Source organism: Kitasatospora aureofaciens, from assembly GCF_019192735.1.
Classification (GTDB): Bacteria; Actinomycetota; Actinomycetes; order Streptomycetales; family Streptomycetaceae; genus Kitasatospora; species Kitasatospora aureofaciens_A.
In genome coordinates this window covers 200,517-216,668 of sequence record NZ_JAHTKP010000001.1, presented here as the reverse complement: position 1 = coordinate 216,668, position 16,152 = coordinate 200,517, and the positions used below count along the sequence as shown (strand labels likewise).

Sequence of the window (16,152 nt, the reverse complement as noted above, 5' to 3'; positions counted from 1 at the left end):
AGAGCGTATGTGACTGGGATGGCTGCTCGGCCAGCTCCACCGTTCCGTTCGACGAGGAGGACGACCGCCTGGCAGCCCCTACGCGGGGCGAACGCGATGGCCGGGGCAGCGACATTCGCTGTCCCGGCCATCGCATTTCGGATCAGGCCGAGCCGCGGACGGTCGTACGGCCCACACTCATGTAGGTGAGGCCGAGTGAGGCCATTCGCTGCGGGTCGAGGAGGTTGCGTCCGTCGAAGACCAGGGGACGCGCCATGAGCGCCGCGGCCTGGTCCCAGGCGACGTCCTGGAGCTCTGGCCATTCCGTCACGATGATCGCCGCGTCGGCGCCGGTCATCGCTTCCAGCGGGGTGGCACAGCGTGTGGTTGACGGCCAGGGCGCGGAGTCGAGCTGGCGGACCAGCGGATCCCAGCAGCGGACCGTCGCGCCCTCGGAGAGGAGCCGGGAGGCGATGATCGTGCTTGGGGCCTCACGGACGTCGTCCGTTCCGGGCTTGAAGGCGACGCCGAGTAGGGCGACGGTCCGGTTATGGAAGGCGCCGCCCAGCTCGTCCTTCAGCCGCTGGATCGCGCGGCGTGGCTGCAGGTCGTTCACCTCGATGACGGAGGTGAGCAGCTGGAAGGAGTAGCCGGCGTTGCCGGCGAGGGCCCGCAGCGCTCGGGAGTCCTTGGGGAAGCAGGAGCCGCCCCATCCGACGCCGGGCCGCATGAAGTGCGGCCCGAGCCGGTGGTCGAGCCCGACCGCGCGGACCACGTGTTCGACGTCGGCGCCGGTGGCCTCGCAGATGGTCGCGATCTCGTTGGTGAAGCTGATCTTCGTGGCCAGCAGCGCGTTGGCGGCCAGCTTCACCATCTCCGCCGAGCGGACGTCCATCTCGGTGATCGGGCCGTCCACGCCTTCGTGCAGCTGGGCGACCAGCTTGGCCGTCTCGGGATCGTCGGCGCCGATCACCACCCGGTCAGGGTGCATGAAGTCCCGTACGGCGTGGCCCTCGGCGGTGAACTCCGGGTTCGACGCGTACCCCACATGCTGGAGACCGGCGCGGTCCATCGCGGCCCTGACCCTGGCGCCGGTGCCCACGGGCACCGTGCTCTTGACCACCACCGCTGCCAGATGACGAGCATCCCGCAGGGTCTCGATCACCTGCCAGATCCTGGACAGGTCGGCATCCCCGGAGGGCGTCGACGGGGTGTCCACGCACACATACACGACGTCGGCGTCGCGAACGGCCTCTTCCGCGTCCAAGGTGAACGTCAGGCGGCTGGCGTTCTCCGCGATCAGCGACGCCAGCCCGTCCTCATGGATAGGAACCCCGCCGCTCTGGAGGAGCTCGACGCGCTCCTTCTGGATGTCGCGAACGACGACGTCATGCCCCAGTTTCGCGAAGCAGGCGCCCGTCACGAGGCCGATGTAGCCCGCACCGAAAACCGCGATTCGACGTTGTCCCAGCATCGGTTCGTTCACCTTTCCGGCCTCGAAGCGCCCTGCCTGTAGCCGCATCTGACCCTAGAGCATGCCGCAGGCTGCGTCCGTGGAATGACGAGCTGGCCACCCGCCACGTCGGGCGGAGGCCCTGCCGCCGGCATCCGGCCAACCCGGAGCCGCCGCCTACTTGCCCTTCCGCTGGCGCTTGGGCTGGCGCTTGGGCTGGACCCGCTTGCCGACCGGACGCACCGAGGGCGTCGTCGGCTTCTTGAGCGTGGCCTCGGCAGCCTGCAGGATGGTCACGAGCTTGACCTTGAGCGCGTGGGCCTGTTCGGGGGTGGTGGCGTCGGCGGGGGTCTCCAGCAGGTGCGCCTTGAGGATGGCCAGCATGTCCCACTCCCAGGGGCCCCGGTCACGGGGGCCAGGGATCAGCCGGACGTAGCCCTCGTCATACAGGTCGGCGAGCAGAGCGAGCGCGTCAGCGTCGCTGACGTCGTTGACCTGTTCGCGCTCCGGCGCACCGGTGGCCACGCTCTCCGCGCGGCGTACCTCCTTCAACAGGGCCAGCCGCAGGTTCTGCAGCATCGCCACGCGCCCGCCCGCGCCGCGAGCGATCCACGCCGCCGCTGCCGCAGCGATGACGTAGTCCACGGGGCCGACTTCCTCTCCGCCGGAGAGGTCCATCGGCTCCGTGCCGGGAGGGAAGGTCGCGAGCTTCTGCAGGGCGGCGTCGCGGAACTGGGCAGGCGCGAACGACTCGATCAGGGGCCGAGCGCCTTCCGCCACTGCCTCGTTGAGGAGGGGGCCGTGCTGTTCGATAGCCGTGAAGCCGTTGTTGACGACGCGCAGGGCCTCGGTGACCGCGAACTTGTAGCGGGGCGACGGGTACGGCGTGCGTCCCGGATCGTCGTCCCAGGTGCCGATCCGGTCCACCAGGGCGGCGAACGTGTCCGGCTCCTCGTCGACCAGCGCGATGATGCCGCGCAGCGCCATGCCGCTCATCCGGCCCATCCGCTCAACCAGCGGACGGGGCAGCTGATTCATCAGATCGTTCACCGAGTTTCCCTCCCGTACCCTTCGGCGGCGCCGTGATGTCCGGCCGAGCTCATGGGAGCCGGCGACTCCGGAGAGCGGCGTCCGGCGGGCCACGTTGGGGCCAACGCCGAAGCTGACCCTATCGCTCCGTCTGGTCGCCAGCCTGGTCGTTCGGGGTGGCAGGTGGGGAGCCGGGCCGACTGTGCCCGTCCGTGTGGCCGGTGAGCTGGCCTGAGTCGATCTCCACGGCGGCGTCGAGACCGTCGAGGTCGACGATGTATGTGGTGGGGGGCACCTCGATCTGCCAAGTCTCGTCGTCCAGCCTCCAGGCGGGGCGCAGGACGAAGCCGACGTGGCCCTTGTACGGGCCGGCCGTGACGCGGATGCGCTGCTGTTCGGTGAAACCGCCCTCCAGGACGGTGTGGACGGCGGCGACGGCACGAGGAACGCATGCCCTGATGATCGTGTTGGGTCGGCCGCCGCGGCTGCCCTGTATGTCGGGCCGGGAATCGGGCCTGTGATCGGGGCCGTCGTGTGGTCCGGCTGCGAGCGGGTCCTGCGGGTGCCTGGTGTTCCGTGTGCGGTTCAGCCGTTCCCACCGCCGGGCGATGGGGTCGGCTTTCCTCTGGTCGGGTGACCTGAAGCTGAGCCGTGGGATCACGTCGTGGCCTCTGTCCTGGAGCGTTTGCTCCACGAGGTCGATGACGTGCTGGTCGTCCTGGAGGTGGAACAGCACGGTCCACCACGACACATCATCAACTGGCTGTCGTTCGCGCAGGTGGAGGGCATAGAGGATCATGGCGATGACGTCCCGGACGCTGGCAGTGTCCGCAGCATCGTCCGGCCCCTCCTGGTGGGGGGCGGCGAGGGTAGCGGCCCGGCGAGCGGCCTCAGCATCGTCCGGCCCCTCCTGGTGGGGGGCGGCGAGGGTAGCGGCCCGGCGAGCGGCCTCGCGCCACTGCAGCACCCTCTGACGTGCGGCCCACGGGTCAAGGGACGCGGGCGGCGGGTTGGGCTGCACGGCGGTGGTGATGGCGCCCAGGGTGGCCCAGTCACAGACCGGGTTCGCCATGAGGTCCGCCAACCGGTACACCTCCGGCCCGCCGGCCGGGCCCAGCTCCAGTCGGTCCTGGAGATCGTCGAACTCCCGGTCGGTCAACGTCACCCGGACGACACTGCGGCGGGCCGAGGTGAGCTGGCTGTCGTTGCGAAAAGCGCTCCCGCGCAGGCGATCGGAGTCGAGGAACAGGTTTAGCCCTTCCACAAGGAGCGACCAGGCGCGGTCGGTGTTGCCGCCGCCGGCGCGCACGTTGTTGATGACGGTGGGAAGGCGCAGAAACTCGCGCGTGTTCCCCCGTGCGGCGGCGGGACTGGGGAGGAGGACGACCTCGGTGTCCGTCCACGGCTCCCGCGGGTGGTAGACGACCACGCTCAGCAGGCCCGGGTGCGCGAGCACGGTCTCCTCGCTGCGAGACCCGTCCCGGTGCCGGAGGTGGGCGCGCAGAATCCACCAGGAGATCGGCTCACCGGCATCCTCCTTACGGCAGACCCACTCCACCCGGGCCTCCTCAAGCACCGTGCGGGCCGTCAGCTGTTCCTCGTACCAGCCGCCGAACGCAGTAGAGCGGGCGACGAGCAGCGGCACCTGCCGATTGCCGCCGGTCCGTTGGTGTCCTCGGCCGATCCGGCTCAGTGCGGCCTCGACCGCCTCGGCGATCGTGGGCGCGACGGCGACGCGGTGGGTTCCGGCCCAGGAGGGCGCGCCTTCGGGGGCTGGGGCGTGCCCGGGCACGGCGACGAGGGTCAGGCGCGCAGCGTGGTGGAGGGCGTCGGCCGGCTGGCCGAGCGTGAGCCGAGGCGGGGAGGAATGGTCGTTGGGTGCGAGGGCGATGATCTCGTCGGCCCAGGCGGCGGCTTCCTCGACCCACTGCTGTTCCATGGGGTTCGGCGCCTGGCCGTTGCGCGGCTGGGACAGGAGGACGACCATCCGTCCGTCGCCTCGCCACTGCCGGAGGCGCTCCACGGCGTCGTGCCAGTCCGGCGACGGGCCGGCAGTGGCCAGCAGCACCGAGGCTGCCCACTCGGTGGGCAGCGGCTCGCCCGCGTGGACGACGACGAACCGGCGGTCCCACTCGGGCAGCCTCTCAAGGTCGCCGGGGGCGATGTCGGCACTCTCGTGGCCATCGTCGAAGGCGACCCGGAAGACCTCGGGGGCGTCGGTGCAGATGCGCTGCCCGTCGTCGGTGCCCCACACGACTGCACGGAGGCGGCCAGTCCGTCCGGCGTGGACGCCGCCAGTGACCTTGACGTGAGCCCGCAGGCTCAACGCTCCACTGGCCGGCAGGAGAAGCCGGTCAACGTGTGTGGTCAGCTCGCGTACCGCGTACTCGAAGACGGTCATCCCGCTTGACTGGTACCGGCCGTACGCGGCGTCGGTGATCATGTCGGACGGCAGGGTGTCCTCCAGCGGCATGCCGTGCTGGGCGTTCAGCGCGTGCCAGAGCCTCCAGATTGCCCCTTCCACGGGTGGCGGGCCGGTGAACGGGCCGTAGTCCTGGCCGTGTTCGGCCAGCCGTGCCTGTGTCAGGTCGGCCATGCCCTTCTCGATTGGCCTGACCCAGTCCTCCTCGCGTGCCGGGCCGGGCAGCAGGTCGCACAGCTCTTGATGCAGGAGCTGCGGATTGGCCAGGCGGTAGCGCACGGACCGGAGCGGGACTTGGTCCGCGTTGCAGTCGTCCTGAGCCATGATCAGGTAGTAGATCAGGGCGAGGACGTCTCGGACGCTGTGATCAAACCGCCTGAACTCGCGGGCCGTGGCCCGGGCATCGTCCCACCGCCGCGCGCTGTCGCTGACCATACGCCGATCCTAGGCTCTGGGTCACCCGGGGCAGACCGAACACCTCATGCGACCCGGGGCGGTTGCGGTAGGTCATGTTGTCGGCGTCAGTATTCGACGTCGCCGGTGGCGCCCGCGGTCAGTACGACGTGGACGCTGCCGAGCGCCCCGCAGGCGTCCTCCAGCACGGGCGGCATACCGGACAGTGTCGCGCAGGGCTCCAGGTCGTCCACGGTCAGAAGGGCGGCTGGCCGCAGCGCTGCGGCGCAGTCCGACAGGAACTGCCCGAGACGGCCGCGGGTCGTCCTGCCGTGATCCTCCAGCGCCTGGAGGTTTTCATGAACCCAGGTGAGTTGGTCCTCGTCGGTCCGCTTCTGCTTCGCCAGGGCCGCCAGAGCCTCCGGGCTCCAGTACACGCGGCAGCCGGCTCCCGTCAGCAGGTCGGAAGCCACGGAGCACTCGCGGTCGCTGAACTGCCACTCCAACCGGTTGAGGGCGCGGGAGGCGTCGACGATGTGCGGGCGGACGGCCTCCTGGAGCGGCGTGGGCGGCTCGGCGTCGTGGTCGGCCCGCATCCGCCACAACGGCATACCGGGACCGGGACTGGAGGTGCGGGCCAGGCGCACGAGCTTCCGCAGCACGTCCTCGGGGGATAGGCCGGGTAGCCGGGGTGTCCAGGAGTGTCCGCACACGCAGGTCAGCTGGGCAGGGCCGCCCCAGACTCCGGAGACGGTCAGGCCGCGGTCCGCCATGCACAGCGGGCAGCACACGTCCAGCTCGGGCGTCCCGTCCGACAGCGGCGGGGTGCCGAGCCAGAACACCCCGCCGAACCGGTTGCCGTAGTCGGCGCGGTGATGGCAGATCTCCAACGTCAGGTTGCCGGCCCCGTCGTGGCCGATGTGGCTCGTGGTGAAATTCCAGGTCACGCCGTCCTACCTTAGGCTCGATCGGATAAGGCCACCATGTTTCGGGGCTGTCCGCCGTGGCGCGAGGGTAGCTGACGGCGAATCGGAGGTTCGAGCAGCGCCTCGCCTTCCACCGCCTGGTCATCCACCTCTCGTACTTCCTGTACTGGCACGGCCGCGATCCCGCCCAGATCCCCGGATGCCAAGCTGCCCTGCGCGACGAACTGGAGTGAGCAATGACCGCAACCGAACCCACCACCCCGGCCCGCACACCGGTCGCCGGTCCCGGCGTCCAGGTCGTCGCAGCCCTGCTGCGACGCGGCGACCAGATCGTCCTCGTGCAGGAACAGCGCGACGGTCAGGAGATGTGGTCCATCCCCGGCGGCGGGGTCGAACGTGGCGAACTCCTCGGCGAGGCCCTCATCCGCGAGGTCCTCGAAGAGACCGGCCTGCGCCTGGCGGCGGTCGGCGCGCTGGCCTACCTCGTCAACACCACGACCACCCGCTACCCCTCCACGGTGGTCCTCACCTTCGACTGCACCGACTGGGACGGGGAGATTGCCGTCCACGACCCGGACGGCAAGGTCACCGGCGCCGTCCTGCTGCCCCTGGACGAAGCCAGGAAGGTCCTGGCCTCCTCCACCGCCTCCCGCCCCGAGATCGAACCCCTGCTGGACTACCTCGACGGCTCCGCCGCCGGCCGCGTGTGGTCCTACCGCGACGACCAGCCCGCCGACTGACCTGCCCGAGGCAACTCGCCCCGGGCCGCTGGGAGAACCCGTGACGCTCACCCGCGACCTCGACTCGTCCATAGCCGCACTCGACCCGCTCGGCGCCGACCTGGTGATGCGAGCCCTTCCGCAGGCCAACATCGCGGCCGACCCCGCCTGGCTCCGCACCCGAGCGATGCGGCTCTCCTAGCACGCCGCCCGGGCCGCCATCCGTGCCGGCTCCCGGACGACGGACGCCTCGAACGCTTAGCCGAGTCGAAGCTCTTCGACGACGTCCCAGGTGTAGTAGCCCAGGTCGGGGTGCTGGTACTGGTTGACGAAGTGCACGCGGTCGATCGTGATGTCCACGCGCGGGGGCCGCAGCGCCCGAAGTGCCCGGTTCAGGTCCCGGCCGGAGAAGTCGGAACGGGCATAGGCCAAGGATGCGTGAGCCCAGAATCTGGCCTCCTTCTCCCGCAGCGAGATGCCCGGCACCTTCTCGGCCGCGGTCCGGGCCCGGTCGTTGAGCGCGGCCATCCCGTCCTCGGGGTAGACCGCGACCGTCACCGCGGTGATGCCGGGCCACACCGGTCCGAGCTGGACCCGGAACGGTTGTATGCCGGCGAGCTCGTCGCGGAGGGTTCCGCGGAGCTGAGCCAGCTGCTCGGCATCGAGCGCGTGGTGGATGCCCTGGACGGTGGAGTGCAGCCACTCCTCGGGGATCACGCCGATCTGCTCACTGTACTGAGAGAGCAGCTCGGCGTGGGCGCGAGCGTACTCGCGGAACTCCTCATACTCGCTGAGCAGTACGAGGACGTGCGGGAACGGGCCGCCGTCCTTCCAGATCTTGCCGGGGACGAAGAAGTTCTCCAACGCCTGTCTCCTCAAGTCGTGTTCCGAGAAGCGAAGTTCGAAATGTTGCGGCCAGTCGGCGCCTCACGGCATACGCAGAGGCTCCTCCGGACCCCGCCCCGCCGGGTCTGCACCAGCTGAGGCCGGTCGCGTGTTCCCTATTCGAGGGCTGCTGCTCGTTCGTCCAGTTCTTCGACTCCGGGTACGTCTCGCAGCCGGTAGAGGCGGGCTCGCATGTCGTGGACGGCGTCCTGGACCTTGATGGAGCGGATGCCGTCCGCGCAGTCGAGGAAGTCGTTCCAGGAGGCGAGGGCGCCGTCCACGTCGTCCTGGCGGAGCCGGACGGTGCCGAGGTCGGCGAGGACGATGGCGCGGGTGCGTCGGCGGTCGAGTCCGTGGATGTCCAGCGCGTGGTGGAGGTGGTCCTGGGCGCTCGCGTAATCGCCGAGCTGGGCCAGGATCATGCCGGCTTCGTGGGCCCAGCGGCCGATGCTGTAGTGCGAGGCCCAGGAGCCGCTGGGGGCGTCGGTGGCGCGTTCGATGGAGGTCTGCGAGGTGGCGAGGGAGCGGGTGGCGGTGGGCCGGTCGCCGTCCAGGGCAGCGGCGTTGGCCAGGGTGGCCTGGTAGTAGGCGACCGCGCGGGGGTCGTCCAGGTTCTTGGACTGGTTGACGCAGTCTTCGGCTATCCGGACGGCGGTCGCGCGGAAGCCGAGGTCGATGGCCTGGACGGCAAGTCCGCGCAGGGCTGTTGCGGCGAGTTCGGCGTCGCCAGCCTCGGAGGCCAGTCGGAAGGAGTGCGCGTAGTACTGCTGGGCGGCGTCTTGGTTGCCCTCGTCCTGGGCCATCCAGCCGGCCAGGTGGACGAGTTGGGCGGTGGCGGCGAACAGCTCGCGGCCGATGGCCTCGGTCCAGGTGCCGTCCAGCCACTTGGAGACGTCCTCGTGGAGGTAGCGGACGGCGAGGTGGCGGGCGTGTCCGCCGCCGAGTTCGGCCGCGGCGTCGCCGAGGGACTTGGTCATCTGGCGGACGGCCGCGACTTCGCCCTGGCCGACCTGGACCTTCCCTCCGGATTTCAGGCGGACACGGCGGAGAAGGCTCTCCGGATCGGGCAGCCCCAGGGCCGCGAGCGCGTACGCGCTGGAGGCGGCCACGAATCTCCGGCGATCCACCACGTCCCTCCGGCTCAGCTCGATGACGGAATCCACGGTATCGCCCGACACCGGATCTTCAGGCGCGGTTGGCGAAGCATCACCCGGATCTGGTAGCCGCAGCTCCAAGACCTCGATCAGGTACGGCAACCAGTACGTCGGGACACGTCCACCGAGTTCCCACCGAGAAGGGCGTCCAGCGGGGCGGGTAGCGTGATCGGGCGGCTGCCCAGGCTCAGCAGGACACGGTCGGGTTCCAGGGTGACGTGGTCGGTGGTCAGCTGGACGATGGTCGTGATCTTCTGCACGTACAGGAGGATCAGGAGGCCGGCGATGCGGTCGGCAACGGGCAGGGCGTCGTCGGTCAGCAGCCGCCGGGCGTCGGCCCACCGCTGGTCCTCGTCGAGTGAACGGTTCCAGAGCGTCCAGTTCACGCTGGACCGCGACCGCGGCGGCCTTGAGCGTCTCGCTGTCGACGGGCGAGCCGTTGCCGGCCTGCGGGTTGATCTTCTGGATGGTCATGTGGAGGTCTTCCTCGGCGATCGAGGAGATCACGTCCGGGTACTGTGAGGTGATCTCCCGCAACTTGGCGAAGTAGGCGCAGACCTGCGGCTGGTCCTGCGGCAGCCGCAGGACATGCGGTCGGATCCAGTCCTCGTCCGGGCCGTCCGGGCGACCCCGCTGGCTGCCGGGTGTCATGAACTTGCGCACGGTTAAGCCCCCTTGGCCTGGTGGTGAATCTTGGACGGGTCTATGTCGACCACGATCAGCAGGTGATCGGAGGCCGCCTCGGCGGCCGGGCTCCGATGGGTGCGGTAGCCGCCCAGTGCCGGAGCCACTGGGCGGGTCGCGAGGGCGAGATCGATCCGGCGCGGCCCCCACGGATCCGGGTCGCCCTGGCCGTCGGCCCAGTGACCCACCGTCGGCTGCCACGGAGCGCCGAGGTGCGCCGCGGCGTCGACCATGAAGCCGCGGCGCAGCAGCATGGCGGTGGGCCGGCGGTCGGCGAGGTTGGTGTCGCCGATCGTCTCGGGGACACACTGGTATTCGAGGTCGTCGTGGTCCTGGTCGCGGTAGGGCTCTTCGTCGTAGGGCCGTTCCACGCCGTCGACGGTGACGGTGGTGGCGGAGATCGAGTTGAAGTCGCCCAGGACGATGCCGGGCTTGGCACCGCCGGTACGGCGGAAGGCACCCTTGAGTCGCCGCGCCTCGTTGGCCCGGAAGTCTGGCCGGAACGGGTCGCCGTGGTAGCTGACGACGAGCAGTGGGGTCTGCGCGCCGATGTCGAGCTGGATCGTGGTGCAGCCGTGCCAGTAGTCGGGCGACCCGTACGGTCGGAACCCGCCGGGCACCGGGGCGACCATAGCGGGGTTCCACAGGACAGCCGTGTACCACGGGCGGTGAGCGTTTCGGGCCATCGCGACGGGGCCGGTGCTGTCGCCCGATCGGATCGTTGTGGCGGTGAGGCCGCAGTCCTGGGCCAGGCGCGTGATGACGGCAGCGGCTTGTGAGTCCCAGCGGCGAAGCCTCTTCGCTTCGTCGACGATGCCGTTCTCGTCGGTGTCCTCGGGTGCGTCCTCGTCGACCAGGACCTCCTGCAGACACAGGACGTCCGGGCCGACCTCGCGGATCGCGGTGACCCGGGCCTCCCACCCCTCGGTGCCGAGGTCTCGGGGGTGCAGTTTGTAGGCGTTGAGGTTCGCGACGCGGATCATGGAGAAGCCTCCTTGAGGATGGAAGACGGGCAGCAGCGCCGGCGATGACACGGGGCCGGGGCCGTGGCGAGCCAGCCGGGGTAGAGGGTGAGCGGTGGTGGCCAGGGGGAAGTCGCCCTGGTTGGCGGGTGATGGGCGGTCTGCGCGGCTCAGGCGGTGCGCGGCTGTGGGTTTTGCTCTTGGTCGAGGAGGCGGGCGGTGTGTAGGAGGGCGGCGACGCTGCCGGCTTCGCGGATCACGCCGTGCTCGACCATGGCGAGCGCTTGCTCCAGGGGCGCCCAGTGGGCGGTCATCCCGGCCTCGGTCGGATCGCGGTGCAGTTCGCCGGGTTCGAGGCCGGTGGCGAGGACGAGGTGGGTGCGCGAGCGGGTGGAGCTGGGCAGCGGGTGGATCTGGGCGATCACCCGACACGCGGTGGCGCGCCAGCCGGTCTCCTCCTCCAGCTCGCGCCCGGCGGCGGCTTCGACCGCCTCCCCGCGCTCGATGCCGCCGCCGGGCAGGTGGACGAGGCGGCCGTGGAGGTAGAAGGCGTCTTCGACGAGCGCGACCTCGCTGCTGTCGTTGAGCGCGACGACGCGCACGCCGTCGCGTACGTCGATGTGCTCGTAGATGTCGTGTTGGCCGTCCGGGCGCAGGATCTGGTCGCGGTGCAGCGTCAGGCGCGGCCCGTGGTGGAGGGCCTGGGTGCTGAGCATGGTCCACCCAGTCGTGGGTGCGGTGCGGGCCGCCGCGTCCAGCGTCTGGTAGGCCGTGAGCAGGGCGGGCGTGCAGGCATGGAAGGCGGCGGAGAGTTCGGCGTTCGCCGGCCACTGATGGGCGATCCGGCCGACGGCGTGCGTGGCGGGAAGCTGCCGACACCACTGGACGAACTGCTCGGCCAGGGCGCGCACCGGGGCGAGCTGCTCGAGCGCCTGCGTCACCGCGCGGGTGAGCAGGGGCCCGGGGTCGGCGGCGAGCACGGCGTCCAGGCGCTCGGCGAGCACCGCCGCGTCGCGGCCGATCCGGTCGGCGCCGCCGGCGCGGGCGGTGGCGATCGGCGGGCGGGCTCGCATCTCCACACAGGCAGCCCAGGCCGCCTCACGTACCGGGTCGGTGGTCCAACTCATGTTCATCCTCCGGGGGTTGGCTGCTGATGCTCGGACGCTACCGGCCGCCGCCGGTGGGGCGGTGCAGCGGCCACCAGACGAGCGCTTTGTCGTCGGCGACCTTGTAGCGGGGCCAGACCTGCCCGGAGGGGTCCTCGCGTTCGGCGAGGTCGATGGCGTCAGCGACCGCGTGTGGCCCGTCCTCCCGGCACGCGCGGGCGAGTTCCTGCCACGAGTACAGCTCGTACTCCTCGACGCCGGCGCAGATGCCGTCGGTGGCGATCACGATCTCGGCCAGGTCGTTGGCCAGCCACGACGCGGTGATCGCGTTGAGGCCCGCCTCGGGAACGGCCTCGGCGATCCAGTACCCGCCGGGGCGGTTGACCACGCCGCCCTGGAAGCCGCGCAGCTCCTTGAGGATGTGGCGGTGGCGCTCGCCGAAGCCGTGGCCGGCACGCAGAAGCTCACGGTACTCGCGGGCCTGCGGTTGGGCGTCGACCAGTACGGCGAGCCGGTCGTCGCGGATCGTGTGCACCGAGCCGTCGCGGCCGATGGCGATGACGGGGCTGTCGCCGAGGACCGCCGCCTCGATCTGGTCTGTCCGCTGTCGCACGATCGCCACGGTGGAGGCCGGGGACGTGCCGGGGAGGAGGGCGTGGGTGTCGGCTACGGTGCCGATCGCGGTGGCGAGCACCTGGCGTAGGTCCATGTCGGGTTCCCGGGTGAGGAGTTGGGCGATGGACGAGCCCAGGGTGTCGGCGTACCAGCCGCCGCGGGGATGGTCGTCGGTGACGGTGGAGACGCCGTCCAGGACGATCACGGCACGGTCGGTGGTGACCACCCTGTCCTCGCTGGGGCGACCGGGCCCGGCGAGTTCGCCGATACGGACAGTGGAGCCGCCCACCATGGCCGTACGAGAAGCGGCACCGGGATTGGTCTGCATGAAGAACTCCGCTCTGATCTGGACAGGTTCGGGCGAATGTCAGTGCTGCGGCACGGTTAGGCCGGCGGGCCGGCAGGCCGAGGCCCTCAACGGCCAAGGCCAAGTGGCGATCACCAGCCGCGCAGAGCCTCGGTGATCAGGGCGCGGGCGTCCTGCCCGTAGACGGCGGACTCCTGAAGCAGCCTGAACGCCCGGTGGAAGAGGCCGACGCGCTTCGGATCGGTGATGGTCTCGCAGCCGCGGTAGCCCTCCACCTCCACCCGGGTGCCGTCGTGGATGCCGAAGCCGTCCCCGGGGTAGACGTGCAGGCGGGCTCGGGCCGGGATGATCCCCAGCTGCAGACCGGGCGTGTCGAGGGCGGCCAGCAGGTGCTCCAGCTGGGCGCGCATCACCTCAGGGCCGCCGATGCCGGTCAACAGGGCCTGCTCCCCGAGCAGCACGTGGTAGGTCCGGCCGTCCTGCCCGAGGTAGCGGGCGCGGGCGGTGCGTTCGGCAGTGCCGGCCTGCGAGTCGTCGGGGAGCTGGTGCAGGTTGGCGACCATGCGCAGGACCTCTTGTGCGTACTCGGGAGTCTGTAGGTTGCCCCAGATCAGGTCGGGGCTGTGCCCGGCGTAGTCGCTGGTGGCGGCGGTGAGTTCGTGGAAGGCGCGCTGGATGTGCTCGGTACCGCGGGCCAGCAGGTCGTCCCACGAGGTGGCGGCGGACGGCTGCGGCGTCTCGGACGGGGGCAGTGCACTCACTGGCTTCTCCCTGCTGGTCGGATCGGCTCGGATCGGGGCTACCGAATGAGCGGTCATGCGCTGGTGGTTGAGGGGGCGGTCTGGTAGGGCAGGCGGTCGCCGAGGTCGTACTGGGCAGCCTGGAGGAGATACGACTCGCGGTAGCGGGTGGCCGGTTCCTGGGCCATCAGCTCGGAGTGACTCCCCTGTTCGATGAGACGGCCGTGGTCGAGGACGAAGATGCGGTCGGCCTTGGCGGTGGCGCCGAGACGGTGGGTGATGAGGACGACGGTGACGCCGAGGGCGGTGAGCTGGCGGATCTGCTCGAACGCCTCGACCTCGGTCTCCGGGTCCATCGCGGACGTCGGCTCGTCGACCACCACCAGAGCGGGAAGCCGGCCGTGGGCGTCGGGCGTGGTCAAACGCAGGTGAGTGCGGGCGATGGCGACCTTCTGCCACTGACCACCAGAGAGGCCGACGCCGCCTTCGAAGCCCTTGGCGATGAGGGTGTCCCAGCTGCGGGGCAGCTCTTCGATCACCGGGTGGAGGTCGGCGTAGTCGGCGGCGGTCTCCAGCTGCCGCTGGTCGCAGGCGACTTCGGGGCGCCCGAGCAGCAGGTTGGCGCGCAGGGTGAAGGACCAGCGCTGGAAGTTCTGGGCGAGCAGGGCGACGCTGCTGAAGAGCTGGTCGCGGTCGGCGGTGGCGGTGTCGATGCCGTCCCACCGGACGCGGCCCTGGTGCGGCTGGTAGACCCCGCACAGGATGTTGGCCAGGGTGGACTTGCCCGAACCGTTGGCCCCCACCAGGGCGATGACCTCGCCCCGGGGGATCGTCAGGGTGACCTTGTGCAACGCGGGGGTGTCGCGGCCGTCATAGGTGAAGGAGACGTCCTCGACGGTGATCGTCTCGGGGCGCTCGGGCAGCGGGGTGCCGCCGGTGGGGATGGCCCGGCGGTGGCCCTCGCGGCGCAGCTGGTCGAGGTCGCGGACGAACAGGCTCTCCTCGTAGAGCCGGTTGATCTGGGAGACGAGGCCGCCGATGCTTGCCGAGCCGGTGCGGATGGCCACCACGGCCGTGCCGGCGGCGGCGAGCGGGATCGCACCGCTCATGACGAGCGAGCCCAGGAGGAGGAAGGCACCGACAGTGGCGGCGCCGGCCAGCGTCGCGGAGAGCAGGTCGGTACGCGCCCTCGCCCCGGCGAGGCGGGCCTGCTCCTGCTCGGCTGCACGGGCCATCTGCTCGTAGTGATGGAGGATGAACGGCCCGCAGGCGTGCACCCGCAGCTCGGCCGCGGAGTACGGGCGGATCAGCATGTCCGCCAGCGCCGTGCTGGCCCGGGAGTGCTGGAGCCAGGCCCGCGTGGAGGCGTAGTGGCGCCGCGCGGTGCGGACGGCTCCCCAGCCACGCGGGGCGGTGATCAGCAGCAGCATCGGCAGCAGGGCGGGGTGGAGGACGGACAGGACGCCGGCGGCGGAGACGAGGCTGAACGTGGCGGTGAGGACGGAGGTGGCCTGGCCGATGATGTTCTGCAGCGACATCGCGCCCCAGCGGGCGCTGTCCACCTCGGCGAGGAACGCCGGGTCCTCGATCGCCTCCAGCTCGGAGCGGCCGACGATGCCCAGGAACTCGATGGTGGCCCTGCGGAAGACCGCCGGTTCCAGCCGCCCGCCGGCCCAGCCCGAGGCTGCGGACAGCACCGAGGACAGGCCCGCGATCACCCCGACCGCCACGATCGCCGGCAAAGCGGCCCGCAGCACGTCGGCCACCTGGCCGGGGGCGAGCAGCGCGGCCAGAGCGTGGTTGGTCGCGATCAGCGCGAAGGCCGCGGCCAGGCCGCGCAGCACCTCGGCGCCGACCAGGGTCACCAGCGCCGCCCGGTCGGCCTGCCACGCCATCCGTCCGGCCAGACGCAGGAAGTGCGGCATCTGCCGCGCGACCGCCCAGAACGTCACCTTGCCGCTGGCCATCTCGTGCTTGGCCCAGCCGTAGTCGTAGCGCATCGGCCCGCCGAACAGCAGCTGCTCGCTGTCCGGCACCGGATCCGTCGAGGTCTTGGTTGCGCTGGTCACATAGTCCCTTTCGCAGAGGGGGAACGTGGTGGTAGGGCGCCAATGCCGTCAGAGTTCGGCGTGGCCGTGGGACGACCGGCGCGGACCGGGCGGGGACGAGCCGGCCGGCACCATGCCGGGCGGGCGCACTCGTCCGGCATGGTGCCGGCGTGCGCCGGTCACGTCTCGACGAGCTGCCGCCCGCCGGAGGCGGGGTCGAATCCGTGCGTGGAGAACGCGGGCCCGCCGGCCAGATACGCCTCCACCGCGGCCTTGGAGGTCGGGAACATCGGGCTGGGCAGGACGTCGGCGGCGGGGTGCCAGCGCACCTCCAGGTGCTTGTCCGGCTCTACGTTGACCAGCTCGCCCGTGAACTCGCTGGTGGCGAAGACGAACAGCACGAACCCGCCGCGCCCGTCCCAGCCCTCCTTGGCCTGGATGGTGTGCACCAGGCGAAGGTCGGACGGCCGGGCGATGAGCCCGGCTTCCTCACGCAGTTCCCGGGCGGCAGCATGGGCGATTTCCTCCCCGGGGTCGACCTTCCCGCCGGGGATCGTCCATGCGGGGCCGGGGGTCCAACTGCGCTGGGCGTAGTGGACGGTGGCGATCCGGTCGGTGTTCAGATCGTGGGCGATGACGCCGGCCGACAGCCTGCTCGTCTCGTGCATCAGGGGTGCTCCTGGGTGAAGGTTGAGGGGTCAATGGAGGGGACGCGACGGTCGGGCGACTG

At 70.8% G+C, this 16,152-nt stretch carries 15 protein-coding genes; 2 read left to right on the top strand and 13 right to left on the bottom strand.

What is annotated here, in order from left to right; genetic code table 11:
• Nucleotides 1–142 precede the first annotated feature (142 nt).
• From KV557_RS00995 to KV557_RS00980, 4 genes are all read right to left on the bottom strand, one after another.
• The gene (locus KV557_RS00995; RefSeq protein ID WP_218197614.1) at nucleotides 143–1,453 is read right to left on the bottom strand and encodes a UDP-glucose dehydrogenase family protein; all 1,311 of its coding nucleotides are present in this window, start codon (nucleotides 1,451–1,453) and stop codon (nucleotides 143–145) included.
• A gap of 156 nt (nucleotides 1,454–1,609) precedes the next feature.
• Complete coding sequence (locus KV557_RS00990; RefSeq protein ID WP_218197613.1) at nucleotides 1,610–2,482, bottom strand: hypothetical protein; 873 nt, start codon at nucleotides 2,480–2,482, stop codon at nucleotides 1,610–1,612.
• 118 nt (nucleotides 2,483–2,600) lie between these two features.
• Nucleotides 2,601–5,318, bottom strand: coding sequence for a hypothetical protein (locus KV557_RS00985; protein ID WP_218197612.1), 2,718 nt, complete (start codon nucleotides 5,316–5,318; stop codon nucleotides 2,601–2,603).
• An 86-nt stretch (nucleotides 5,319–5,404) separates the two neighbouring features.
• The gene (locus tag KV557_RS00980) at nucleotides 5,405–6,223 is read right to left on the bottom strand and encodes a hypothetical protein (protein WP_218197611.1); all 819 of its coding nucleotides are present in this window, start codon (nucleotides 6,221–6,223) and stop codon (nucleotides 5,405–5,407) included.
• Nucleotides 6,224–6,438: 215 nt separating this feature from the next.
• Between KV557_RS00980 and KV557_RS00975 the strand changes: the two genes are divergently transcribed.
• On the top strand, nucleotides 6,439–6,942 hold the full coding sequence (locus KV557_RS00975; protein ID WP_218197610.1) for an NUDIX domain-containing protein: 504 nt from the start codon (nucleotides 6,439–6,441) through the stop codon (nucleotides 6,940–6,942).
• Between the two features lie 40 nt (nucleotides 6,943–6,982).
• Complete coding sequence (locus tag KV557_RS00970) at nucleotides 6,983–7,123, top strand: hypothetical protein (RefSeq protein WP_218197609.1); 141 nt, start codon at nucleotides 6,983–6,985, stop codon at nucleotides 7,121–7,123.
• 56 nt (nucleotides 7,124–7,179) lie between these two features.
• On the opposite strand, the gene KV557_RS00965 is transcribed toward KV557_RS00970, so the two are convergent.
• The 9 genes from KV557_RS00965 to KV557_RS00925 all read right to left on the bottom strand — a co-directional run bounded on the left by KV557_RS00965 (nucleotide 7,180) and on the right by KV557_RS00925 (nucleotide 16,090).
• Entirely contained in the window at nucleotides 7,180–7,785 is a 606-nt protein-coding gene (locus KV557_RS00965) for a 2'-5' RNA ligase family protein (protein WP_218197608.1), read from the bottom strand.
• A 137-nt stretch (nucleotides 7,786–7,922) separates the two neighbouring features.
• Nucleotides 7,923–8,915, bottom strand: a complete 993-nt coding sequence (locus KV557_RS00960; protein WP_308129705.1) for a tetratricopeptide repeat protein — start codon at nucleotides 8,913–8,915, stop codon at nucleotides 7,923–7,925.
• A gap of 134 nt (nucleotides 8,916–9,049) precedes the next feature.
• Entirely contained in the window at nucleotides 9,050–9,346 is a 297-nt protein-coding gene (locus KV557_RS00955) for a hypothetical protein (RefSeq protein WP_218197606.1), read from the bottom strand.
• A 279-nt stretch (nucleotides 9,347–9,625) separates the two neighbouring features.
• Nucleotides 9,626–10,627 (bottom strand): endonuclease/exonuclease/phosphatase family protein, encoded by a 1,002-nt coding sequence (locus tag KV557_RS00950; RefSeq protein ID WP_218197605.1) that lies wholly within the window; start codon nucleotides 10,625–10,627, stop codon nucleotides 9,626–9,628.
• 149 nt (nucleotides 10,628–10,776) lie between these two features.
• On the bottom strand, nucleotides 10,777–11,733 hold the full coding sequence (locus KV557_RS00945; protein WP_218197604.1) for an NUDIX domain-containing protein: 957 nt from the start codon (nucleotides 11,731–11,733) through the stop codon (nucleotides 10,777–10,779).
• 37 nt (nucleotides 11,734–11,770) lie between these two features.
• Complete coding sequence (locus KV557_RS00940) at nucleotides 11,771–12,655, bottom strand: protein phosphatase 2C domain-containing protein (RefSeq protein WP_256176756.1); 885 nt, start codon at nucleotides 12,653–12,655, stop codon at nucleotides 11,771–11,773.
• Between the two features lie 110 nt (nucleotides 12,656–12,765).
• Nucleotides 12,766–13,395 (bottom strand): DUF5753 domain-containing protein, encoded by a 630-nt coding sequence (locus KV557_RS00935; RefSeq protein WP_218197603.1) that lies wholly within the window; start codon nucleotides 13,393–13,395, stop codon nucleotides 12,766–12,768.
• A gap of 53 nt (nucleotides 13,396–13,448) precedes the next feature.
• Nucleotides 13,449–15,443, bottom strand: a complete 1,995-nt coding sequence (locus tag KV557_RS00930) for an ABC transporter ATP-binding protein (RefSeq protein WP_308129704.1) — start codon at nucleotides 15,441–15,443, stop codon at nucleotides 13,449–13,451.
• Nucleotides 15,444–15,601: 158 nt separating this feature from the next.
• Nucleotides 15,602–16,090 carry an NUDIX domain-containing protein gene (locus KV557_RS00925; RefSeq protein ID WP_218197602.1) on the bottom strand — a complete coding sequence of 163 codons (489 nt, stop codon included), beginning with the start codon at nucleotides 16,088–16,090 and terminating at the stop codon, nucleotides 15,602–15,604.
• Between the last annotated feature and the right edge of the window lie 62 nt (nucleotides 16,091–16,152).

Bases quoted from the DNA above. Each gene is read 5' to 3' on its own strand.
- KV557_RS00995 (WP_218197614.1), bottom strand. From the start codon at position 1,453: ATGCTGGGACAACGTCGAATCGCGGTTTTCGGTGCGGGCTACATCGGC.
- KV557_RS00985 (WP_218197612.1), bottom strand. From the start codon at position 5,318: ATGGTCAGCGACAGCGCGCGGCGGTGGGACGATGCCCGGGCCACGGCC.
- KV557_RS00975 (WP_218197610.1), top strand. From the start codon at position 6,439: ATGACCGCAACCGAACCCACCACCCCGGCCCGCACACCGGTCGCCGGT.
- KV557_RS00950 (WP_218197605.1), bottom strand. From the start codon at position 10,627: ATGATCCGCGTCGCGAACCTCAACGCCTACAAACTGCACCCCCGAGAC.
- KV557_RS00945 (WP_218197604.1), bottom strand. From the start codon at position 11,733: ATGAGTTGGACCACCGACCCGGTACGTGAGGCGGCCTGGGCTGCCTGT.
- KV557_RS00940 (WP_256176756.1), bottom strand. From the start codon at position 12,655: ATGCAGACCAATCCCGGTGCCGCTTCTCGTACGGCCATGGTGGGCGGC.
- KV557_RS00925 (WP_218197602.1), bottom strand. From the start codon at position 16,090: ATGCACGAGACGAGCAGGCTGTCGGCCGGCGTCATCGCCCACGATCTG.